20 protein-coding genes and 1 pseudogene are annotated in these 21,565 nt (G+C 66.5%); 7 read left to right on the top strand and 14 right to left on the bottom strand.

Annotation, left to right across the window (positions count from 1 at the left end):
• Window positions 1-5 precede the first annotated feature (5 nt).
• The 8 genes and pseudogenes from KXD96_RS18370 to KXD96_RS18335 all read right to left on the bottom strand — a co-directional run bounded on the left by KXD96_RS18370 (window position 6) and on the right by KXD96_RS18335 (window position 8,989).
• Window positions 6-1,264, bottom strand: a pseudogene (locus KXD96_RS18370) (MlaD family protein).
• A complete protein-coding gene (locus KXD96_RS18365) occupies window positions 1,261-2,454 on the bottom strand; it encodes an MlaD family protein (RefSeq protein ID WP_260738509.1) in 1,194 nt (397 codons plus the stop codon). The pseudogene KXD96_RS18370 and the gene KXD96_RS18365 overlap by 4 nt, the downstream one beginning before the upstream one ends.
• Complete coding sequence (locus tag KXD96_RS18360) at window positions 2,451-3,590, bottom strand: MCE family protein (protein ID WP_260738507.1); 1,140 nt, start codon at window positions 3,588-3,590, stop codon at window positions 2,451-2,453. The genes KXD96_RS18365 and KXD96_RS18360 overlap by 4 nt, the downstream gene beginning before the upstream one ends.
• Window positions 3,587-4,633 (bottom strand): MCE family protein, encoded by a 1,047-nt coding sequence (locus KXD96_RS18355; protein ID WP_260738505.1) that lies wholly within the window; start codon window positions 4,631-4,633, stop codon window positions 3,587-3,589. Before KXD96_RS18355 ends, KXD96_RS18360 begins: the two co-directional genes overlap by 4 nt.
• Complete coding sequence (locus tag KXD96_RS18350; RefSeq protein ID WP_260738504.1) at window positions 4,626-5,681, bottom strand: MlaD family protein; 1,056 nt, start codon at window positions 5,679-5,681, stop codon at window positions 4,626-4,628. The genes KXD96_RS18355 and KXD96_RS18350 overlap by 8 nt, the downstream gene beginning before the upstream one ends.
• Window positions 5,678-7,273, bottom strand: coding sequence for an MlaD family protein (locus tag KXD96_RS18345; RefSeq protein WP_260738501.1), 1,596 nt, complete (start codon window positions 7,271-7,273; stop codon window positions 5,678-5,680). Before KXD96_RS18345 ends, KXD96_RS18350 begins: the two co-directional genes overlap by 4 nt.
• An 11-nt stretch (window positions 7,274-7,284) precedes the next feature.
• On the bottom strand, window positions 7,285-8,148 hold the full coding sequence (locus KXD96_RS18340; protein WP_260738499.1) for an ABC transporter permease: 864 nt from the start codon (window positions 8,146-8,148) through the stop codon (window positions 7,285-7,287).
• A 1-nt stretch (window position 8,149) separates the two neighbouring features.
• Window positions 8,150-8,989, bottom strand: a complete 840-nt coding sequence (locus KXD96_RS18335; RefSeq protein WP_260738498.1) for an ABC transporter permease — start codon at window positions 8,987-8,989, stop codon at window positions 8,150-8,152.
• A gap of 305 nt (window positions 8,990-9,294) precedes the next feature.
• On the opposite strand from KXD96_RS18335, the gene KXD96_RS18330 reads away from it, so the two are divergent.
• The 5 genes from KXD96_RS18330 to KXD96_RS18310 all read left to right on the top strand — a co-directional run bounded on the left by KXD96_RS18330 (window position 9,295) and on the right by KXD96_RS18310 (window position 13,084).
• The gene (locus KXD96_RS18330) at window positions 9,295-9,897 is read left to right on the top strand and encodes a TetR/AcrR family transcriptional regulator (protein WP_260738495.1); all 603 of its coding nucleotides are present in this window, start codon (window positions 9,295-9,297) and stop codon (window positions 9,895-9,897) included.
• Between the two features lie 54 nt (window positions 9,898-9,951).
• Window positions 9,952-10,233 (top strand): phosphoribosyl-ATP diphosphatase, encoded by a 282-nt coding sequence (locus KXD96_RS18325; RefSeq protein ID WP_067310353.1) that lies wholly within the window; start codon window positions 9,952-9,954, stop codon window positions 10,231-10,233.
• Between the two features lie 2 nt (window positions 10,234-10,235).
• Complete coding sequence (gene hisG / locus KXD96_RS18320) at window positions 10,236-11,093, top strand: ATP phosphoribosyltransferase (protein ID WP_260738486.1); 858 nt, start codon at window positions 10,236-10,238, stop codon at window positions 11,091-11,093.
• Between the two features lie 114 nt (window positions 11,094-11,207).
• Entirely contained in the window at window positions 11,208-11,717 is a 510-nt protein-coding gene (locus KXD96_RS18315) for a DUF4126 domain-containing protein (RefSeq protein WP_260738484.1), read from the top strand.
• Window positions 11,714-13,084: an FAD-containing oxidoreductase gene (locus KXD96_RS18310; RefSeq protein ID WP_260738483.1), complete on the top strand. Its 1,371-nt coding sequence runs from the start codon at window positions 11,714-11,716 to the stop codon at window positions 13,082-13,084. The genes KXD96_RS18315 and KXD96_RS18310 overlap by 4 nt, the downstream gene beginning before the upstream one ends.
• A 120-nt stretch (window positions 13,085-13,204) precedes the next feature.
• On the opposite strand, the gene KXD96_RS18300 is transcribed toward KXD96_RS18310, so the two are convergent.
• Together KXD96_RS18300 and KXD96_RS18295 are read right to left on the bottom strand one after the other, a co-directional pair.
• Window positions 13,205-14,494, bottom strand: coding sequence for a DEAD/DEAH box helicase (locus KXD96_RS18300; protein WP_260738478.1), 1,290 nt, complete (start codon window positions 14,492-14,494; stop codon window positions 13,205-13,207).
• 250 nt (window positions 14,495-14,744) lie between these two features.
• Window positions 14,745-15,623 carry a RecB family exonuclease gene (locus tag KXD96_RS18295; protein WP_260738476.1) on the bottom strand — a complete coding sequence of 293 codons (879 nt, stop codon included), beginning with the start codon at window positions 15,621-15,623 and terminating at the stop codon, window positions 14,745-14,747.
• A gap of 73 nt (window positions 15,624-15,696) precedes the next feature.
• On the opposite strand from KXD96_RS18295, the gene trmI reads away from it, so the two are divergent.
• A complete protein-coding gene (trmI, locus tag KXD96_RS18290) occupies window positions 15,697-16,539 on the top strand; it encodes a tRNA (adenine(58)-N(1))-methyltransferase TrmI (RefSeq protein ID WP_260738468.1) in 843 nt (280 codons plus the stop codon).
• Between the two features lie 7 nt (window positions 16,540-16,546).
• Here trmI and KXD96_RS18285 read toward each other — a convergent pair whose 3' ends face one another.
• Both KXD96_RS18285 and KXD96_RS18280 read right to left on the bottom strand, forming a co-directional pair.
• Complete coding sequence (locus KXD96_RS18285) at window positions 16,547-16,840, bottom strand: DUF503 domain-containing protein (protein WP_260738466.1); 294 nt, start codon at window positions 16,838-16,840, stop codon at window positions 16,547-16,549.
• An 8-nt stretch (window positions 16,841-16,848) separates the two neighbouring features.
• Window positions 16,849-17,445 (bottom strand): hypothetical protein, encoded by a 597-nt coding sequence (locus KXD96_RS18280; RefSeq protein WP_260738464.1) that lies wholly within the window; start codon window positions 17,443-17,445, stop codon window positions 16,849-16,851.
• Between the two features lie 310 nt (window positions 17,446-17,755).
• Between KXD96_RS18280 and arc the strand changes: the two genes are divergently transcribed.
• A complete protein-coding gene (arc, locus tag KXD96_RS18275) occupies window positions 17,756-19,585 on the top strand; it encodes a proteasome ATPase (protein WP_260738462.1) in 1,830 nt (609 codons plus the stop codon).
• Between the two features lie 19 nt (window positions 19,586-19,604).
• Here the strand turns inward: arc and KXD96_RS18270 are convergent, their stop codons facing one another.
• Both KXD96_RS18270 and KXD96_RS18265 read right to left on the bottom strand, forming a co-directional pair.
• Window positions 19,605-20,249, bottom strand: a complete 645-nt coding sequence (locus KXD96_RS18270) for a hypothetical protein (protein ID WP_260738459.1) — start codon at window positions 20,247-20,249, stop codon at window positions 19,605-19,607.
• Between the two features lie 9 nt (window positions 20,250-20,258).
• Window positions 20,259-21,449 (bottom strand): hypothetical protein, encoded by a 1,191-nt coding sequence (locus KXD96_RS18265; protein ID WP_260738457.1) that lies wholly within the window; start codon window positions 21,447-21,449, stop codon window positions 20,259-20,261.
• Window positions 21,450-21,565: the final 116 nt, after the last annotated feature.

Genomic DNA, 21,565 nt, shown 5'->3' with positions numbered 1-21,565 from the left:
GAGGCTCAGTGCGGCGGTTCGATCGGCAGGGGGGGCCCGCCGTAGGGGGTGGGGATGGTGAAGCGGCCCCGCGGCGTCGGATCGGTCCGACGGCCCAGGTCCGCACCCGGTGGCGGACCGGCAGTGTCGTCGCCCCCTGGCCGTGGCGCGTTCTTGGCGCCCCGGATCGACACCGCGGGGTCGTCGTCGCGGCAGTACGTGTACATGAACGGCTCGTAGTAGTCGGCGGCGGAGGGGGGGTGCGACGGCGTCCCGTAGTCGCACACATAGCGGGGGTAGAGGTCGGCGATCGCCCAGACTCCGTTGTCGTGAAAGGCGCTCGTCACCGCGTCCAGGACCGACCCGCGATAGTCGGGGAACAGTGCGTTGAGCGCCGGCACCCGTAGGTAGAGCAGCTGCGACATGGTGGCCATGCTGCCCAGCAACTGCACCATCGTGTCGGAATTGTCGGTGAACAGATTGTCGACAGCCGAAAGTGTGCGCGGCGTCTGCCCGGTCAAACGGCGATAGCCCGCCTGCATCCTGGCCACCCCGGTCAGGGTTTCGTTGAGTTCGGTTGCGGCAGCGCCCAGCCCGGCGTTCTTGTCGCTTGCCAGGGTGAGCACCACCCGGCTGGTCTTGATGATGCTGGTGGTTTGGGGCAGCACCGAGTCCAGCGTCGAGAGCAGGAACGTGCCGCCGTCGACGATGGCGGTCAGCTTTGCGGGTCCCTCCCTGCTCATGCTCAATTCCTTTTTGATCAGCTCGATCTTGTTGGGGTCGACCTGGGCCAGCAGGCCGTCGGCGTCACCGAGTAACTGCGCCAGGCTGACCGGGACGGTCGTGCGGTCTGTGGTGATGACGCTGCCGTCGTGCAGATATGGCCCGGCGTCGGATGTGGCCTCGAAGTTGATGTACTGCTCACCGGCCGGCGAGAGCGCCGAGACGTGCACCACGCTGTTGGCCGGGATCCGCACCTTCGACGTGATGCTGGCGATGGCGTTCACGCCATTGTCGGTGATCTGCAGCGACTCGACCCGGCCGACGCGCACCCCCGCAGCGCGACATCCTGATTGGGCAGGAGGCCGCCGGATTCCGGCAATTGCACGGTGACCCGGTAGGAGGAGGCGAAGGGCTTGATCCGCAGCGCGCCGACGAGCAGGTAGGCCGTCGCAACGACCAAGATGAGCGCCAATCCGGCCACCGATAGCCAAACCTGGTGGCGGTGACCGGTGCGCACCGCTCGGACGATGACACTGGCGACGTCGTCGATGGCGCGGATCATGGTCGCGGTCCCGGCGGCGGTGGTGCGACGTCGATCTGGCCCGGGACAATCGGGTCGGGTATCACGGGAACCTGCGGGGAATTCGGTCCCCGGCCGACCACGCGCTCCTGCAGACGCCACAGGGTGTACTTGAGGGTGCCGACCAGCAGGTCGACGTTGTAGTGGTGCGGTCCGTGCAGCCCGATGTCGCCGGGGAATCCGATATCGGGCAGGGAACCGAGCATGATCTTGTCGAGGCTGACATGCACCGAAATCGAGTTCCCCGCAGTCGATTTGACCAGTGGGGGAATCAGCCGGTTCAATGCCAACCAGCTGGTGTCCGGGCTCACCGCGATGTCGTTGGCGGCCGCGGCGACCGTGTTCAGGTCACGGATGACGCTGCGACCGCTGGTGTCGGTCCCGCCGATCGACGGGAACCTCGCCAGCAACCGGGAGGTATCACCCACCTGCACGGCCAGGTTGGAGAGCTGGGTGGTGTTGTCGGCCAGGGCCGAAGTGGCGGGGCCGGCGGCCGCCATCAGGTCGCTGATGGTTTGGTCCTTGGCGTCGAGTTGGTCGGCCAGGCGCGACAATTGGGTCAGCGCGTCCGAGATCTGATCGGACCGGGAATCCAGTGTCCCGAGCAGCTCGTTGGACTTGCGGATCATGTCTCCGAACGCCTGGCCCTGGTCGCCGGTCGCCTTGCCGAAACCGTTGATGATGTTGGTGAAATTGCGCACCGCGCCGCCGTTCACCAGAATCGCCGCCGAGCTCAGCACCGACTCGACGGTCGCGGCCGCCGCCGTCGAATCCAGGCCGATGGTGTCGCCGTCGTTCAACAGTGGCCCGCCCGGGTCAGCCGCGGCCGGTGGCTTCAGCGCGACGAACACGTCGCCCAGCGGTGTGGCGGTGCGCAATTCGGCGGTGCTGCCCCGGGGCAGTTGGACGCCGTCCCTGATGCGCAGCCGGGTGACCGCGGTGTAGTTGCGTGCGACCATCGATTCGAGCTGCCCGACGTCGGCGCCCGCGAGCTTCACCTTGGCGTTCATCGGCAGGTTGAGCGCGTTGGAGAACACCGCGTTCAGCGAATAGCCTCCCGAACCCAGCCCCGGTGTCGGAAGGGGCAGGCTGGCAAGGCCGTTCGTGGCGCACCCCGCGGTAAGCGTTGCCGCGGCCACCGCCAGCATTCCCCGGATGCCCGCGGTCATCATTTCTGCCCCATCGCGGCCATTCCGTCCAGCACATAGGTCAGCCCGAAATCGGGTCCGAAATCTTGTATCGTCCCGGTGCTGCAACCCAGTTGCCGAAGGCCCATCAGGTTGCAGATCTCTTTGGTGTACTGGCTGTCGAAAAGCAACCGATCGGTGAGGAAGCGCGCGCGCACGGCCCCGTTCGCCCGGTCGATCATGTTGTAGACGTTGTCTGCCACCAGCGGGGCCAGGTCCAGGAGTTCGGCAAGGTCGCGCCGTTGGTCGGTCACCGTCTTCAGGGTGGCATTGCCGTTCAGCGCGGTTTGCTTGATGTTGTCGCGGTTGGCGTCGAGCAGGTCGCCGGCCCGCTGGATCAGCTGGTCGAGTTTGCGTCCGGTGCTGCCGCCGCCGAGGTCCTCGTCGGCCATGATCTGGCTGACTTGGTGGATGGTGGAGGCGAATTCGCGCAACTTCGTGTCGTTAGCGGCCACGGCGTCGAACAGCGTGCTGATGTTTTTCACGATCGTGGTGATCTGCTCGCGGGTGGCCGCACCGCCGTCGCTGGACAGGCGCAACGCCTTGGACAGCTCACCGAGCGCCGCTTTGATCTTCTCCCCGTTCCCGTTGACCACCTCGGTGCCGCCGCCCAGCACGTCGGCGATCGGCCCGCCACCGTGGCCGTCGCCCTCGAGGGACTTGGTCACCTTGTCCAAAACGTCGAGAACGCTGCTGAACTCGACGGGCGTCTTGGTCCGGGGCAACCCGATGGTGTCGTGGTTCTCCAGAGTCGGTCCGCCGTGATAGGGCGGTGTGAGTTCGATCTGGCGGTCGGTGAGGATGGAGGTCGACACCGTGACGGCCTGCACGGTGGCGGGAACTTTGACCTGGCGGTCGACGGTGAATTCGACTTCGACGTAGCCGCCCTTGGCGGCGATCTTGGTGATTTTGCCGACCGGCATGCCTAGCACGGCCACCACGTTGCCCTCGTAAAGGCCCGAGGCGCTGTCGAATTGGGCGGTCACGGTGATGGTGTCCTCGTCGGGTCCCAGGTACCACCAACCGATGCCGACCAGCGCGGCGACTACGGCGAGGGCGGCGACGATGCCCAGCACCTTGGCGCCGAGCTTGGCTCCGGACTTGTCCGCGCGGCCCTTCACTTGCAGTCCTTGAAATACTCGATCATGCCGAACTGCTTGGCGCGGCCACTGATCGCGCACATCCACGAGTCGATCAGCGGAACGTTGGGGGCGTTGAAGTTGATCGCGTTGCCGTCGCCCGTGAGGTTGGCCGCCTCGCGGAAGAAAATCGGGCTGGTCTGCAGCATGCTGTGCAGCAGGTCGTCGTGTTGAGCCATCAACTTGGTGAAGTCCCGCATGTCCTTGATCAGCGCGTCCAGACCCGATCGGTCGTTGACTACAAGCTGGCTCATGGTGTCGACAAGAGTTGACAGGGATTGCATCATCGCGTGGAAAACGGCGCGCCGCGCGACGAATTGGGCGAGCAGGTCTTGGCCCTGGTTGACCAGGTTGCCGATGCTGGCCTGCTGGCGGCGCAGCGTATTGGTCACTTGCTCGGTGCTGCGCAGGAGCTGTCCCAGTTGGTCACGTCGTGCCGCGATGATCGATGACAGCGTGTTGATGTTCGAAATCGCCTTCGGCACCACCGCGGGGAGGCCCTCGAGTTGCTTACCGAGCACCGCAAGCGATTGTGCGAACCGGTCGGAGTCGACCTGCTCGAAAGTGGTGGTGGCGTCCTGCAATGCGGCTTGCAGGTCGTAGGGCACCTCCGTGTGCGCCATGTCGAAGGTGTTGTTGGGCAGGTGCCCCGGGCCGTCGGGTTCCAGTGCGAGGTAGCGCGACCCGAGGATGGTGGTGACCTTGATCCGCGCCCGGGAATCCTTGCCGAGCGCGATGTTGTCGCGGACCTTCAGCCCGGCCTCGACATGGTCGCCAACGAGTTTCATGCTGGTGACGTTGCCCACCGGGATGCCCGCGACCACGATCGGGTTGCCCGCCCGCAGCGAGGCCGCTTGCAGGAACTCCGCGGTGTAGTGCCGATATCCGGCGCCGAGTGCATGCACGAGCAGCATCACCCCGATGATCACCGCGACCACCGCGACGGCGATGAGCCCAAGCCATGTCTTGTTGTAGCTTTCCAGCGGACGCTTCCTGAGCCGCTGCCACACGGACGAGTCAGCCATCGGCCGTGCTCCTGCATCTCGGGCTGTGCCACGCCTTGTTACCCGGTGTGGCCGCGTTGACGATGATCGGCACCACGTCGTTGAGGCCGGGGAAGAAACCCATGAAGTTCACGTCGCACACGTAGGCGTTGCCGTAGGCGCCCTGATTGCCCACTCGGGCAAGCCCTTTCAGCAGCAGCGGGATGTTGTCACCAAAGAACGCCACCTGCGGTTCGACGTCCATGATGTGCCTGGTGACCCCGGGCTGGCGATCGATGAATTCACGCAGTGCCGGGTACACGTCCGTCGCCGAGGTCGACAGCCGGCCGGTGACCCGGGCCAGCGAGCCCACCGAGGCGACGAGGTCGGGGCGCCGCCGGTCGAGTTCGTCGACGATGGTCCGGGTCTGCGTGATGACGTCGTCGAGATTGTCGTTCTGTTGGGCGAGGTTGCTCATCACCTTGTCGAGATTGGTGATCACACTGCCGAGGGCTTGATCGCGGCCCGCAAATGTTTCTGTGAGCGTGGAGGTTTGGCCGACCAGGGTGGCCAGCGACGACGTGTCGCCTTGCAGCGAGGCGATGATGCCCTTGGTGAGGTTGTCGGCGTCATGAGGGTTCAGCAGGCTGAACAGCGGTTCGTAGCCGTTGAGCAGCGTGGTGACGTCGAAAGAGGGCTCGGTGCGGTCCAGCGGGATGGTGCTGCCCGGTGGAAGCAGCTCCGGGCTGCCCTCCTTCCCCAGAGACAGTCCGAGGTAGCGCTGGCCGACGATGTTCTGGTAGGTAACCGACGCGAGCGTGCTTGTGAACAAACGCTGTTCGGACTGCACGACGAACGAGACTTTCGCCAGTTTCCCGTCGAGTTCGATCTTTTCGACTCGGCCTACGCGCACTCCGGCCATCCGGACGTCGTCGCCCTCGCGAAGCCCGTACACGTCGCTGAAAACCACCGAATACCTGGCGATGTTGCCGGCCACGTCACGACGCAGGCTCACGTACACCAGCCACGTGAGCGTCAGCGAGACGACCATGAACAGGGTCAACGCGATGAGTGGGCCGCGAAACTTCATTTGGCCTCCCCGGGCGTGTGAGGCGGTGGATGAGCCAGTGACACCGTGGTTCCGCGGGCGACCGGGCCCAGCAGGAGCTCGGTGGCTTCAGTCGCCGGCGCACCGGTGATCACGCCCAACATGTTTCGTTCGTACTGGCTCCCAACGGGTCCCACGTTCCCCCCAAAACGAGAGCCTCCGAACGGGGCCCTGAAAGAGGCCGGTGGAATCCATGGCGCCTTGGGCGCCACCGGCGCGACCCACGGTCGCTGCGGTTGTGGCGTTGCGGGCGCCCCCGGGGCCGGGTTGTCGGGATTCGCGCTGCCGGGCACGGGTGGCGACGGGGTCACCCCTGCGGGCAGCGGGGGATTGGGGTCGGACAGGTTGGGATTCGGGTTGATCAGCGGCGGACCCACCGCGACGAGGTTTCCGTCCGGACCGATCACGGTGCCCGGAGGCGGCGCCAGATCCTTGGGGGGCTGATAGTTCTGCGGCAGCAGCACTTCGGGCAGATCGGGCCGCACCGGGACCAGCGGGGCGGTGAAACAGCTTGGCCCCTTCAGCTCGCCGTAGTGAGGGCAGTCAGCACGTGTGTAGGTGGAACTGGGCGTGAACGTCAGCATCGCGCGCATGTTGCCCAGATTGTTGTCGGGGTTCCAAACCTGATCCATGAACGTGTTGGCCAGGTTGTCCAATTTGACGACGCCGGGCAAGAAATTGTTCGACTTCTGCGCCAGTACGCCGAGGACCGGCGTGAAATCGGTGGTGATCCGGATGAGTTGGTCGATGTGGTTGGCGAACGACTGGCGCGTCGTGCCGACCGTGTAGTCGGCGCCCGAAAGCAGCGAAGCCAACTGGCCGCGTGTCTCGGCGAAGGTGCGCATCGGCTCGACGCCCTGGTGCAGCGCGTCGAGAAGATCGGGAGCGGTCTGCGCGAGCCCGCGCGTCGCATCCAGCAGCGCGGACACCGTCGTGGGGCCGGTGTCGGTGCTGACGATCGAATTGAGTTGGTCGAGAAGGCGATTCAATTGTGCGCCAGCATTGAGCAGGCTGACTCGGCGGTGGTCGGTGGCGGCAGCCAGCGCGGCCAGGATGCCGACGGACCGGTCGTCACGGCTGCGTCCCGCCGCGGCGAGCAGGTCGCGCAACTTGCTCACGGTCGTTTGGAACAACACCGTCGGGAGCCGCTTGTCTTCGGGAATATGCGCCCCGGCAAGGATTTTCATGCCGGGCCCGTTGCCGACCAACTGAACCGACGACACGGCGAAGACATTGCTGGGCACCACGCGCGCGGTCACATTGGCCGGGATCGATTTGGCGAATTCTTCTTTGAGGTCGATTTGGACATAGTTGGGTCGGCCGTGCGCTGCAGGGTCGACACCGTCGACCATGCCGACAAGTACGCCGTGATATTTGACGTCAGACTTCTGTGGCAGGCCGTCGCCCACGTTCTCCAGATCGGCGATCACCCGCACATAATCGTTGAGCTTGCCCGTGGACTTGACCACCATCGCGGTGGTGAGCAGGGCGGCGACCACCACCACCGCGATGCCTATCCCGAACAGCTGCCGGTCGGAGGGGCCGCGTCCGTCCAACTCAAAGGAATTGGGCACTTTCCACCGACCTACCCGCCGAACCTAGCGCCGGAGTCAACGCCCCACAGCGCCATGGTGAGCAACATGTTCACGATGATGACGACGGTGATGCTGGCTCGCATGCCGTGTCCGGCGGCGACGCCGACGCCCTCGGGGCCGCCGCCCGCGTAGTACCCGTAGTAGCACTGGATCGTGGATGCGATCCAGACGAAGATGACCGCCTTGATCAAGGAATAGACGATGTCCTGCCCGGCCAGCATCAGCGTGAAGTAGTGCAGGTAGGAGCCGGTCGAGCCGCCACTGCCGATTCCCACCACCACTTGCGTGCTCAGGTAGCCGATCGCCAGGCACGCGGCGTACAGCGGGACTATGGCCACCACCGAGGCGATCAGCCTGGTGGTCACCAGGTAGGGGATCGGGCGGATCGCAATCGATTCCAGTGCGTCGATCTCCTCGGCGATGCGCATGGATCCGAGCTGGGCGGTGAAGCGGCAGCCGCCTTGCATGGCGAACGCGAGCGATGCCATCAGCGGGGCCAGCTCGCGGGTGTTGACCAACGAGGAGACGAACCCGGTGGCGGGCCCGAGACCGAGCAGATCCAGAAAGTTGTAGCCCTCGATGCCGACGAGCGCGCCGACGGTCACACCGAGCACAACGGCCACACCGGCGGTGCCGCCACCCACCACGATTGAGCCGTTGCCCCAGGTGATGTTCGACAGCAGCCGCAAAAACTCGCCGCGGTACTGGCGCAAGGCAAGCGGCACGGTGACCAGCGCCCGGACGAAGAAGACCAGCAGATGGCCGAGCCGGATGATCGGCACTCTTCCCCGGCGGTAGAGCCGGAGGAGCGGGACCGAAATCGGTGCGAACGGTTGATAGGTGGACGCCGTCACGTCACAGTCCCGTCCTGGGCGACAACATGATGTAGAGCTGGCTGATGGCGACGTTGACGATCATCAGCAGCAGGATCGCTTCGACGACCGCCGCGTTCACCGAGTTCGCGACGCCCGTCGGTCCGCCCTCGGTGGACAAGCCTTTTTGGCTCGACACGATGGCCACGATCGCGCCGAACACGATCGCCTTCACCAGCGCCAAGATCATGTCGCCGATCGTCGCGAACGACGCGAACGTCGACACGAAGCTGCCCGGCGCCCCGTTCTGGAAGTAGACGTTGAACATGTAGCTCGCGAAGAATCCGGCGAAGCACACGACGCCGGTGAGGGCGACGCCGATCATCACCGCCGCGGCAAGTCGGGGGACGACCAGACGGCGAATCACCGAGACGCCCATCACCTCCATCGCGTCGGTTTCTTCGCGCATCTTTCGCGAACCCAGGTCGGCGGTGATGGCCGACCCGACGGCCGACGCCATGAGCACCGCGGCCACCAGTGACGCCCCCTGCCGGATGACCGCGAGCCCGCTGGCGGCCCCGGCCAGAGACGTGGCCCCGACCTGGCCGGCCAGCAGCGCGAACTGGATGGAGAGGGTAACGCTGATCGGCAGCGACACCAGGATGGTCGGCAATACGGCGGTGCCGGCCATGAACGCGCCCTGGCGGACGAACTCTTGCCATTGGAATCGCCCGGTCAACAGGTCGAAGAAGAGATATTGGACGGTGCGCACCCCCAAAACGAACTGTTCGCCAACCGTCGTCAGCGAGGCGACCGGGTGACGTTTGACGTACCCGACCGACCAGTTCCGAACGGCCATGACGCCATCGAGTTGTGTCGTCATAGCGGCGTGGTCCGTGGTCCGTCCAGCAAACTCATGTCGCACGCCGTCGAGTAACAGCTGCCGCTGCCATCGGCGCTCTCCCCGCCCTTGAATTCCTGAGTGCCGGGCTGACGACTTCGGGCGTCGCTGAAGCTCATCCTTATTAAAATAGTGTCGACAAGCCCGGTGACCCCGCAGTTCGTCGGTGTGTGCCGCATCACATTAGCCTACTTGATAGGGACTTTCAATAGTGTAGAGTCACTCATCTGAGTTCGTCGCTGGACGGCACCGCGAGGTTCCAATGTCGGATTGACGAAGGTGATGGCATGCCCTCAGCAAACACCGGTTCGCTGCGGGACCGACGCCGCGCCGCGCTGCTCTCCCAGATCCAGCAGACCGCACAACGGCTTTTCGCCAAGCGCGGCTTCGAGGCGGTGACGACCGAGGACATCGCCGCGGCCGCCGGGATTTCCATCAGCACCTATTTCCGGTACGCGCCCACCAAGGAGGGTCTGCTGGTCGATCCGGTCCGGGAGGCGGCCGCCGAGATCGTGGGCTCCTATAGCGCACGGCCGCCACAGGAGTCTGCGGTCGAAGCGTTGATCCAGCTGTTTGTCACGCACGCCAAGGATGTCAGCGCCGTTGACAACCTTGAACTGTGGCGTAACGCCGTGGCAACCGCACCCCACCTACTGAACAAATCCGTGCTGGTCAGCGAAACCGACCACGGCAGGCTGATCGAGCAAGTCGCATACCGGATGGGTGTCGATGCGGGCGTTGACATCCGGCCGGCGTTGTTGGTGCATACCAGTTTGGCGACAGTGCAATTCGTTCTCGACGGTTGGCTAACCTCGGATATCGCCGCAAGCCCACCCTTTCACGCGCAGCTGGAGGAAGCGCTGCGGATCACTCTCGCCGGATTCGATTGAGCCGGGCTCGAAACCTCGTTCGAGCGAAACCGAGGTGACTTTGCTGGCCGCCGCGTGAAACAATCGCTGGCCGTGAAGACCTTTGAGGATCTGTTCGCCGAATTGGGCGAGCGCGCCCGTACCCGGCCGGCCGGCAGCGCCACGGTTGCCGCGCTGGACGGCGGCATCCACGGGTTGGGCAAGAAGATTCTCGAGGAGGCCGGCGAGGTGTGGCTGGCCGCCGAACACGAACCCGACGAGGCGCTGGCCGAGGAGATCAGCCAGTTGCTGTACTGGACGCAGGTGTTGATGATCGCGCGCGGTCTGTCCCTCGACGACGTCTACCGGAAGTTGTGACGATGTTGCGGGTCGCGGTTCCCAACAAGGGCACGCTGAGCGAGCCGGCCAGCGAGGTTCTCGCGGAGGCGGGCTACCGGCGTCGCACCGATTCCAAAGATCTCACCGTCATCGATCCGGTCAACCAGGTCGAGTTCTTCTTCCTGCGCCCCAAAGACATTGCGATCTATGTAGGTTCGGGGCAGCTGGATTTCGGCATCACCGGACGCGACCTGGTCCGCGACTCGGACGCGCCGGTACGCGAACGGCTGGCGTTGGGTTTCGGGTCGTCGAGTTTTCGGTATGCCGGCCCGGCGGGGAGTGACTGGACGACGGCCGATCTGGCCGGCAAGCGGATCGCCACCGCCTACCCGAATCTGGTCCGAAAAGATCTGGCCGAACGCGGCATTGAAGCAACCGTCATCAGACTCGACGGGGCGGTGGAGATTTCGGTACAGCTCGGCGTGGCCGACGCCATCGCCGACGTGGTCGGTTCCGGGCGCACCCTGAGCCTGCACGACCTGGTGGCCTTCGGCGATCCGCTGTGCGATTCGGAGGCGGTGCTGATCGAGGGCGCCGACCCGGGCGGCCAGGGCGGGACGCAAGCGGCGCGCGATCAACTGGTGGCGCGGATCCAGGGCGTGGTGTTCGGCCAGCAATATCTCATGCTCGACTATGACTGCCCGCGTTCCGTCCTGGACAGGGCCACGGCGATCACACCGGGGCTGGAGTCGCCGACCATCGCGCCGCTCGCCGACCCGGACTGGGTCGCCATCCGCGCGCTGGTGCCCCGCCGGGGCGTCAACGAGATCATGGACGAGCTGGCGGCCATCGGCGCCAAGGCGATTCTGGCTTCCGACATCAGGTTCTGCCGCTTCTGATCGACCGGTGTCGGCGCGGCTGTGTTAGCGTCCGCCTAGGGCTGTTGCCCGTGTTACCCCCATGGGCCGTCGTCCCTTACGTTGCCGGGCTGTTCGATCCCCAGGAGGGTTTTCGTGACACACGCGCTTATTCTGCTGCTGGCTTTACTGATTGGTGTCGTCGCGGGGTTGCGTTCGCTGACGGCCCCCGCCGTGGTCGCCTGGGCGGCCTACCTCGGTTGGATCGACCTGCATGGCACTTGGGCGTCCTGGATAGCCAACATCATCATGGTCATCGTTTTCACCGTTCTCGCCGTAGTCGAACTAATCAACGACAAGCTGCCCAAGACGCCGGCGTGCACGGCGCCGCCGGTCTTCGCCGCCCGGATCGTCATGGGCGGGCTGGCGGGCGCGGTGCTCGGCGCATGGCCGCACTGGACGTTTTCCGCGCTCGGGGCCGGCGTCATCGGCGCGGTGCTGGGCACGCTCGGCGGGTATCAGGCGCGCAAGCGCCTGGCCGGAGTGGCCGGCAAGGACCTGCCCATCGCGCTGGTGGAGGACCTCGTCGCGGTCGTGGGCGGGTTCGCCGTCGCCGCGGTCACGGGTCACGTGCTGACGGAATACTTGCTGACAGCGGTTAAGTGACAGGGCATTTCGACGCGATCATCGTCGGCGCCGGACAGGCCGGCCCACCGCTGGCGGGGCGACTGACGGCGGCCGGGCAGCGGGTCGCGCTGGTGGAGCGCAAACTGATCGGCGGTACCTGCGTCAACACCGGATGCATCCCGACCAAGACGCTGGTGGCCAGCGCCTACGCCGCTCACCTCGCGCGCCGCGGCGCCGACTTCGGTGTGACGACCGGACCGGTCAGCGTGGACATGGCCAAAGTCAAGGCGCGCAAAGACGAGATCATGTTGGGCGACCGGAAGGGCGTCGAGGACTGGTTGGCGGGCATGGCGGGCTGCACCGTCTTTCGCGGGCACGCCCGTTTCGCCGATCCGCATACCGTGCGCGTCAACGACGAGCTCCTGCGCGGCGACCGGATCTTTCTCAACGTCGGCGGCCGGGCGGTGGTGCCGGATATCCCGGGCCTGTCCGACGTCGAGTTCCTCACCAACGTCTCGATCCTCGAACTCGACACGCTGCCAACCCATCTCGTCATCCTCGGCGGAAGCTACATCGCGCTGGAGTTCGCGCAGATGTACCGGCGCTTCGGCGCCCGGGTGACCGTCGTCGAGCGGGGTTCACGGCTGGCGTCCCGCGAGGACGAGGACGTGTCCGACACGGTCCGGAGCATCCTGGAGGGCGAGGGTGTCGAGGTCGTCGTGGGCGCCGATGACGTGCGAATCACCAAGACCGGTAACGGTTTTGAACTGACACCGAGCGCGGGCGCCGCCCCGATCGCGGGGAGTCACCTGCTGCTGGCCGTGGGCCGGCGACCCAACACCGACGACCTCGGGCTCGAGGCGGCCGGTGTGCAGACCGACGCCCGTGGCTACATCGTGGTCGACGACCAGCTCAAGACCAACGTCGACCACATCTGGGCTATGGGCGACTGCAACGGCAAGGGCGCCTTCACCCACACCTCCTACAACGATTTTGAGATCGTCGCCGCCAACCTGCTCGACGGCGATCCGCGCCGGGTCAGCGACCGCATCACCACGTATGCGCTCTACATCGACCCACCGCTGGGGCGGGCCGGGATGACCGTCGATCAGGTCCGCGCGTCGGGGCGCCGCGCGCTGGTCGGTAAGCGGCCGATGACAAGGGTCGGCCGGGCGGTGGAAAAGGGTGAGACGCAAGGTTTTATGAAGGTCGTGGTGGACGCCGACACGCGAGAGATCTTGGGGGCGGCCATTTTCGGTGTCGGTGGCGACGAGGCCGTTCACGAGGTCCTGGACATCATGTCGGCCAAAGCGCCCTACACCACGCTGGCGCGCACCATGCACATCCATCCCACCGTCAGCGAGCTCATTCCCACGATGCTGCAGGAGATGACACCCCTGGCCTAGTGGCGATCGCAAGCGCGGCGTAGCCGGGCGCTGCGGGTCGCCACCATCGGGCTAGTGGCGATCGCAAGCGCGGCGTAGCCGGGCGCTGCGGGTCGCCACCATCGGGCTAGTGGCTGTGCGTTATCGCGACGCGGCGGCGGGGCGACGTGACCGGCGCCGCCTGGGACGCGCGGCCGACGGGCCGTGCGGGGCGGCGGCCCCGGACCGACGGACCGTCGCCGAAGGCTGCGCGACGACTTCGCGGGGCGCGGCCCGGCCGGCCAGGGCATGGATGACGGGGGAGGCCGCGGTGACCTGCTGGGGAACGGCGCGGATGGCCGCCTTGCGCATCATCGATTCGGCGTCCCGGCGTTGCTCGGGCAGCACGATGGTGACCACGTCGCCGGAGGCGCCGGCCCGGGCCGTGCGGCCGGAGCGGTGCAGGTAGGCCTTGTGCTCCGGCGGCGGGTCGACGTGGACCACCAGCTCGATGTTGTCCACGTGCACGCCGCGCGCGGCGATGTCGGTCGCGACCAGCACTCGCGCCTGACCGGCGGCGAACGCCGCCAGGTTCCGGTCGCGCACGGCTTGGGAAAGGTTGCCATGCAACTCCACCGACGCGATGCCCGATTGGGTGAGCTGGCGGGCCAGCTTCCGGGCCTGGTGCTTGGTCCGCATGAAGAGGATTCGCCGGGAGTCGCCCGCGGCCAACCGGTGTACCAGGTCCTTCTTGGCTTGCGGCCCGTCGACGCAGAAGAGGTGATGCGTCATCGCGGGAGTCGGGGTCTTCGGTTCTGCGACCGATCGCGTCACCGGGCTGCTCAGGAATCGCTTCACCAGCGTGTCGACTGCGGCGTCAAGAGTGGCCGAGAACAGCATCCGCTGGCCGACCCGGGGAGTGGCCGCCAAGATACGGGTCACGGAGGGCAGGAAACCAAGGTCGGCGAGGTGGTCGGCCTCATCGATGACGGTGACCTGGACCGCGCTCAGTTTGACGATGCCTTGCTTCATCAAATCTTCCAGGCGGCCCGGGCAGGCGACGACGATGTCGATACCCGACTTCAGCGCCGCGACCTGCTTGTGTTGCGACACCCCGCCGAAGATGGTGGTCACGCGCAGGCCTCGCACCGCGGCGAGCGGCTCGATGGTCGCGGCGATCTGTGTCGCCAGTTCCCGGGTGGGCGCCAACACCAATCCGGTCGGCTTGCCGGGCCGGCGATCACCGGCGTCGAGCCGGCTTACCAGCGGAATCGAGAAGGCCAGCGTCTTACCGCTACCGGTCTTGCCGCGGCCCAACACGTCGCGGCCGGCAAGCGTATCCGGCAGGGTCTCAATCTGGATCGGGAACGGCCGGTGGACGCCGCCCTTAGCGAGCGCGTCAACCAGCGGTTGGCTCACCCCGAGGTGAGCAAAAGTTGTGTCCTCAAGCATGTTTCAATGTCCCTAGCGTCGGTGTAGCGAGATTGCCTGTCTGGCAACGTCGATCGCCGCGACTCGAGGCTGTGCGGTGCGCACCTGGTCATCTCGGACTCGGCGCCCCGCGGGGATCTGAGAAGAAATAACGAATCGATCACGACGCGCTGGCAAGCCATTCGGCGCCAACGTTGACAACAGCATACCGCACTCGCCGGCGGGCCGGCTCCGTGGTGGTTAATCCGTAGACACCCTCGCGGGCGGGTGGTCAGGCCGCCGGCTCCGTTTGATGTGAAACCCCTTGTGCCGGTGCATAATCCGGCCATCCCGGGTAGGCCGGTGGCGTTCCGCCGAAGAGCGGGCAGTGCTGCTGGTGGGGGCACCAGTCGCACAACCGCGACTGGCTGGGACGGAAATCGCCCGTCTCGCCCGCGGATTGGATGGCACGCCAGATCGCCATCAGGGTCTTCTCGAAGCGCAGCAACTCGTCGTGGTCTGGGGAGTAGTCCAACACCTGCCCGTCGGCGAGATAGATGAGCCGCAGTCGGGTGGGCGGCACGCCACGCGTGCGCAGCAGGGCCACCGCGTAGAACTTCATCTGGAACATCGCCTTGAACTCGGCCAGGGCACGCGCGGCCGGCGGCGCCTTGCCGGTCTTGTAGTCGACCACGCGCAGCTCCCCGGTGGCGGCGACGTCGATCCGATCGATGAATCCGCGCAGCAGCGTGCCGTCGGCCAGCTGGACCTCCACGCGCTCTTCGCAGCACTGGGGGTCGAAGCGGGTCGGGTCCTCGAGCCGGTAGTAGCCGGAGAGCAACGCTCGGGCGTCGGCGATCAGCTGGCTGCGCTGCTCGGCGTCGAATCCGCCGGCCAGTTCGGGCGCCGCGGCGATCACCTGGTCCCAGGCCGGCTCGACCAGTGACACCGCGGTGTCGGGACCGCGCTGCGCGGCGGGCAGCCCGTAGAGCCGTTGCAGGGCGGCGTGCACGACCGAGCCGCGCAGCTGCGCGGCCGACGGCGCCTCGGGCAGTCGGTCGATCGCCCGGAACCGGTACAGCAGCGGGCACTGCTTGAAGTCCGCCGCCCGCGACGGGGACAGCGCCGGCCTTGCAGCCGGCCGCGCGCGGTCCTGCGGCTGGTCGGTCATGTCCGCAGCGTAGAACCGGGTGCCGACAACCCCGGGCACCGCCCGCGGCGAGTCGGCTGGCACGCTAGACGGCGTGTCCGCAACCGGCCCGTTCACCGTCGGGGAACGCGTCCAACTCACCGATGCCAAGGGCCGGCACTACACGATGTCGCTCACGCCCGGCGCGGAGTTCCATACCCATCGCGGCTCGATCGCCCACGACGCGTTGATCGGGCTGGAACAGGGCAGTGTGGTCAAGTCCAGCAACGGCGCGCCCTTCTTGGCGCTGCGGCCGCTACTGGTCGACTACATCATGTCGATGCCCCGCGGGCCGCAGGTCATCTATCCCAAGGACGCCGCGCAGATCGTGCACGAGGGCGACATCTTCCCCGGCGCGCGCGTGCTGGAGGCCGGGGCCGGGTCGGGGGCGCTGACGTGCTCGCTGCTGCGCGCGGTCGGGCCCGACGGCCGGGTGGTCTCCTACGAGCAGCGCGCCGACCACGCCGAGCACGCCCGCCGCAACGTGTCGGTGTTCTATGGCCGGCTGCCGGACAACTGGGAGCTGATCGTCAGCGATGTCGCCGACTCCGATTGGCCCGACGGCTCCTTCGACCGGGCCGTGCTCGACATGCTCGCGCCGTGGGAGGTGCTCGACGCGGTCGCCCGGCTGTTGATCCCCGGCGGCGTGCTGATGATCTACGTCGCCACGGTGACCCAGCTGTCGCGCGTCGTGGAGGCTCTGCGGGCCCAGCAGTGCTGGACCGAGCCGCGGGCGTGGGAGACGCTGCAACGCGGCTGGAACGTTGTCGGCCTGGCCGTTCGGCCACAACACTCCATGCGCGCACACACCGCGTTCCTGGTTTTCACTCGACGGCTCGCGCCCGGCGTCGTCGCTCCGGCCCCGCTGGGGCGCAAACGCGAGGGACGCGACGGCTAGGCAGGCCCTAATCGTCGCTGCGCTGCAGACCCCGTCGCACCGACAGCAGCTCGAACTCGGGGTGTGCGGCAACCAGCCGTTCGGCCGCATCCAGGACCGCGACCGCGTGGCTGCGGTCGCCGGACACCGTGGCCACGCCGATGCCCGCGCGTCGATACAGCTCGTGCGAACCCGTCTCGGCCGCCGACACGCTGAACTTGCGTTGCAGCTCGGCGACCACGGGGCGGATCACCGACCGCTTTTGTTTGAGTGATCGGACGTCGCCGAGCAACACGTCGAACTCCAGCCAGCCGATCCACATGTCGCGGATCAACCGGGTGGACCCGGAGTCGGGCCGGGCTCCGGGGCCGGCGCGGGGCCGGGCGGCGGCGCCGAGTTGGGTGGCGGCGTCACCGCGGGTGACTTGCCCAGTGCCAACAGCATTTCGGCGGTCCGCCGGGACAATTGCCAACCGCCTTGGAAGGGCGTGAATTCCATCGGGAAGCGGAAGCTGGCGTTGGCCCGCTGGGCGGTGTTCACGTCGATGTTGGCCACCACGTTGGAGGGGGTCTTGTCCGACCAGGCGATGTCGTGCGCCACGAAGGTCATGGGCAGGTAGCCGTTGTCGCGCAACGCGTTGGTGAACTTGTCCAGGGTTTCGGCGCTCTCGGGGGTCGCGCCTTCGACCAGACTCACCTTGTTGATCCCGGGTACGTTCGGGTCGGCGAGCCGGGTCAAGATGTCGGTAAGGGCTTCAGGCGTCGGCAGCGGGGTAGTCGGGGAGACGATGACCGTGCTCGACGTGGGCGGCGGCGCCGCGGGCATGGAGGAGGCGATTCGGGGTTGCTGATGCGACGAACATCCCGAGATTCCGACCGCCGCCACGACGGCGGCGACGCTCAACGTTGCGGACAGGTGTCGGTGCATCCAGTCGATCAGGCCGGCTGGCAGGTCGGGGCGCTTCCCGAAGCCGGCTCCCGCCGTCCGGTCGGGCCAACGAGTGCAACTGACGTCACACCCGCGGCCGCCACGCCGACGCCGGCTGCGCCGGCTAAGCCCGTGGCGAGGCGTTTTGCGGTCATGGCGGCCCTTTCGATCAGCGAGATTAGTGGCCGAGATTACCAGCGAGACGAAAATCTTAACTTTTCGTGGGTATTTGACTCCCCACATCATTGGTCAATCGCCGGTAGCTTTGAAGTATCCGCCGCGCCAATTCGGTGTGGGAAAGGAGCGCAACATGGGTGGCTCAGAGCGTTCTGAAGCATTCGGTACCCCCCGCGAGTCAGGCATGTCCCCCGGCGATGCTGCCGAATTGGAGGAATTACGCCGCGAGGCAGCGCTGCTGCGCGAGCAACTCGAGCACGCAACCGGGGCGCACGGCAGCGCCCGCTCTGCGCGCGATGTGCATCAACTCGAAGCCCGTATCGACTCGCTTGCGGCACGCAACTCGAAGTTGATGGAGACGCTCAAAGAGGCGCGCCAGCAACTACTGGCGTTGCGGGAGGAAGTCGACCGGCTCGGGCAGCCGCCGAGCGGCTACGGCGTGTTGTTGGCCGCCCACGAGGACGACACGGTCGACGTGTTCACCTCGGGCCGCAAGATGCGACTGACCTGCTCGCCGAACATCGACGTTGCGTCGCTGCGGAAGGGCCAGACGGTTCGCCTCAACGAGGCGCTGACCGTCGTCGAGGCGGGCGCCTACGAATCGGTCGGCGAGATCTCCACGTTGCGTGAGCTGTTGGCCGACGGGCACCGGGCATTGGTGGTCGGTCACGCCGACGAGGAGCGCATCGTGTGGCTCGCCGAGCCGTTGGTGGCCGAGGATCTGCCGGAGGGGCACCCCGACGCGCTCAACGACGACACCAGGCCGCGCAAGCTGCGGCCGGGCGATTCGTTGCTGGTCGACACCAAGGCGGGCTACGCGTTCGAGCGCATCCCGAAGGCCGAGGTCGAGGACTTGGTGCTCGAAGAGGTGCCCGACGTCAGCTACTTGGACATCGGTGGCCTGACCCGCCAGATCGAGCAGATCCGCGACGCCGTGGAGCTGCCCTTCTTGCACAAGGAGCTGTACCGGGAGTACGCGCTGCGTCCGCCCAAGGGTGTGTTGCTGTATGGGCCGCCCGGCTGTGGGAAGACGTTGATCGCCAAGGCGGTGGCCAATTCGCTGGCCAAGAAGATGGCCGAGGTGCGTGGAGACGACGCGCGCGAAGCGAAGTCGTACTTCCTCAACATCAAGGGCCCCGAGTTGTTGAACAAGTTCGTCGGTGAGACCGAGCGGCACATCCGGCTGATCTTCCAGCGGGCGCGGGAGAAGGCGTCGGAGGGCACACCGGTGATCGTGTTCTTCGACGAGATGGACTCGATCTTCCGCACCCGTGGAACCGGAGTCTCCTCGGACGTCGAGACCACGGTCGTACCGCAGCTGCTCAGCGAGATCGACGGGGTGGAGGGTCTCGAGAACGTCATCGTGATCGGCGCCTCCAACCGTGAGGACATGATCGATCCGGCGATCCTGCGGCCCGGCCGCCTGGACGTCAAGATCAAGATCGAGCGGCCCGATGCGGAAGCGGCGCAAGACATCTTCTCGAAGTACCTGGTCGAGTCGCTGCCGTTGCATGCCGACGACCTCGCCGAGTTCGACGGCGACCGGTCGGCGTGCATCAAGGCGATGATCGAGAAGGTCGTCGAGCGGATGTACGCCGAGATCGACGACAACCGGTTCCTGGAGGTCACCTACGCCAACGGTGACAAGGAAGTCATGTACTTCAAGGACTTCAACTCCGGGGCGATGATCCAGAACGTCGTCGACCGGGCGAAGAAGAACGCGATCAAGTCGGTGCTGGAAACCGGGCAACCGGGTCTGCGCATCCAGCATCTGCTCGACTCGATCGTCGACGAGTTCGCCGAGAACGAGGACCTGCCCAACACCACCAACCCCGATGACTGGGCACGGATTTCGGGCAAGAAGGGCGAGCGGATCGTCTACATCCGCACCCTGGTCACCGGCAAGAGCTCGAGTGCGTCGCGGGCCATCGACACCGAGTCCAACCTGGGTCAGTACCTGTAGGGCTAAAGGGCGCGCGGCCTCAGCCGGTCACCAGCGAATAGCTGTTGGTCAGATTGTCCTGCAGCACCTGCGCCGCCCGGCTCCTGGTGTCCACGCGCAGTTCGTCGGTGAGCACGCGCGGTTGGTAGGTCCATCCTATCGGCAGGTCCAGCCGGTCGGCGAGCCGTGGCAGATCGGCCTGCGACAGGTTGGGGTCGGCGACCTGGCTCAGCGTCTGCATCACCCAGTGCTGTCCCTGGGGGTCGATGAGCTCGTAGATCTGTTGGCCGGCGTTGAAGACGAAGACCGTGTGGCGATTGACCTTGTTGGGGATGTAGGGCGCGGGATTCATCGAAGACAGCAGGACCGTGGCCTGCTGGATCATCTCGATCCCGCCGAACGTCTTCGTCACCTGCGGACCCTGGGCCTCCTTTTCGATGGCATTCATCAGCCAGTACCGGGGGCCGTTGAGCAGGGCTGCGGCAACGCCGTTTTCGGCGGCGATGGCGTGCGGGTCGAGCGCGGACCACAGTTCGGCGGGACAGTCGTTGAGCGGGAAGCTGTTGTAAACCGTTGCCTGCGGGCCGGCCTCGCCGGAGGTTACGAGCAGCACTTCGCCGTAGCGTTTTCCTACCAGGTCCAGTGCGTGTTTCCCGACGACGCGGTCGGATTCAGGGGCGGACACACGGTGAAGCTAGTCACTACCGCAGGTGCCGTCAACAGCGGGCCCGGTTAGCACGACGGCGCCGCGGTAGCGGTTGCGCGCCATCAGGGTGGTGTGCAGGTCGCCGATGAGGGGGTCCAGGAAGGTGGACCGGTACTCGGCGTCGCCGGCCGCGCGGGCGCTGATGTACATGAAGGTCAGCGCGCCGAGGAAAAGACTCATGTGCACCAGCGAATCCGGCACCGGCAGCGTGAATCCCAGCACCGTCGAAGTGCTCTTGTAGGTGTGGGTCCATTCGTTGAGCAGATCGGGGCTGAGCACGATCAGGCCGAGTATCAGGTAGATGGTGGCGGTGACCACCGCCACCACCAGGATCTGTGCCAGTTGGGAGGCGGCCAGGACGAACACCACGTTGAGGCGTTCCGTCTTCTTCAGCGGTGCGCTGTCCGGGGCGTCCGGCATGGCCGCGAACGGCGTGCCCGCGAGGTGCTCGGTGTCTGCGGGCAGGGGCGCCGTCGACTTCAGCATCGGCCGAACCCGCTCCACGGTGGCGGAGACGACGAAGGCCGCCGCGATGGAGTCCAGGAACGCCATGGCCAGCGCCAGCCGATTCCCGCTGATCGTCGCGGCCATCAGCCACACGTAGGTGTTGAAGAACACCAACGCGGTCAGCAGCACGACCGGCAGGGCCCGGACCGCGAGCGCGCCCACCATGGCGAAATGCGACAGCATCATGCGCACCGCCCAGCCGACCACCGAACCGACGCCCAAGCCGGTCAGGATCAGCACGCCGGCGACCACGGCGGCCTGCTGGGGTAGTTGCGCGGCGTCCGCCGTCGCCACCGCGACGCACGCCACCACAAGAACCGACGCGGTTGCTATCGCCCCGCGCGCCCGTCCGTTTTGTGACCGCGACACCAGCCAGCCCACGAGGGCCATCAGCGGCAGGCTGAGGCCGATGATCGCCAGCACGACGAATTCGGAAGTCGTTGGCGTGCCGGTGATTTCGACGTCGTGGCCGCCGGTGATCAGATACACCGGCAGGATGCAGGCCTGCAGCGTCGCGTATGCCGCGAGCACGGGCGCCGAGCGCGGCCAGAGTCGCCGCCATTGGGCGCGCCTCGTCAGTACCGACGGCAAACCCCGCTGCAGGAACCAGCTTTCAGCAGCGCCGCTCGCCGGACCCCGGCGGCGCGGTGCGCGGCGCAGAGTTAGGTCCATGCCGGCTCACCCTACGACGGGCAAGTCGTCCGCGCGGCTCGTTGAGCGACTACACGCATCGGCCGGTTGCCCGCCTCCTCAACGCCCCGCCGCACGGGGCGCATCGTCGGCGGGCC

It is taken from the genome of Mycobacterium sp. SMC-2 (assembly GCF_025263485.1).
GTDB lineage: Bacteria > Actinomycetota > Actinomycetes > Mycobacteriales > Mycobacteriaceae > Mycobacterium.
The sequence above is the reverse complement of the archived record's forward strand: the minus strand, read 5'-3'. Positions and strand labels throughout refer to the sequence as shown.

Bases quoted from the DNA above. Each gene is read 5' to 3' on its own strand.
- KXD96_RS18365 (WP_260738509.1), bottom strand. From the start codon at position 2,454: ATGATGACCGCGGGCATCCGGGGAATGCTGGCGGTGGCCGCGGCAACG.
- KXD96_RS18355 (WP_260738505.1), bottom strand. From the start codon at position 4,633: ATGGCTGACTCGTCCGTGTGGCAGCGGCTCAGGAAGCGTCCGCTGGAA.
- KXD96_RS18350 (WP_260738504.1), bottom strand. From the start codon at position 5,681: ATGAAGTTTCGCGGCCCACTCATCGCGTTGACCCTGTTCATGGTCGTC.
- KXD96_RS18335 (WP_260738498.1), bottom strand. From the start codon at position 8,989: ATGACGACACAACTCGATGGCGTCATGGCCGTTCGGAACTGGTCGGTC.
- KXD96_RS18330 (WP_260738495.1), top strand. From the start codon at position 9,295: ATGCCCTCAGCAAACACCGGTTCGCTGCGGGACCGACGCCGCGCCGCG.
- hisG (WP_260738486.1), top strand. From the start codon at position 10,236: ATGTTGCGGGTCGCGGTTCCCAACAAGGGCACGCTGAGCGAGCCGGCC.
- KXD96_RS18300 (WP_260738478.1), bottom strand. From the start codon at position 14,494: ATGCTTGAGGACACAACTTTTGCTCACCTCGGGGTGAGCCAACCGCTG.
- KXD96_RS18295 (WP_260738476.1), bottom strand. From the start codon at position 15,623: ATGACCGACCAGCCGCAGGACCGCGCGCGGCCGGCTGCAAGGCCGGCG.
- KXD96_RS18285 (WP_260738466.1), bottom strand. From the start codon at position 16,840: ATGTGGATCGGCTGGCTGGAGTTCGACGTGTTGCTCGGCGACGTCCGA.
- KXD96_RS18280 (WP_260738464.1), bottom strand. From the start codon at position 17,445: ATGCACCGACACCTGTCCGCAACGTTGAGCGTCGCCGCCGTCGTGGCG.
- arc (WP_260738462.1), top strand. From the start codon at position 17,756: ATGGGTGGCTCAGAGCGTTCTGAAGCATTCGGTACCCCCCGCGAGTCA.
- KXD96_RS18265 (WP_260738457.1), bottom strand. From the start codon at position 21,449: ATGGACCTAACTCTGCGCCGCGCACCGCGCCGCCGGGGTCCGGCGAGC.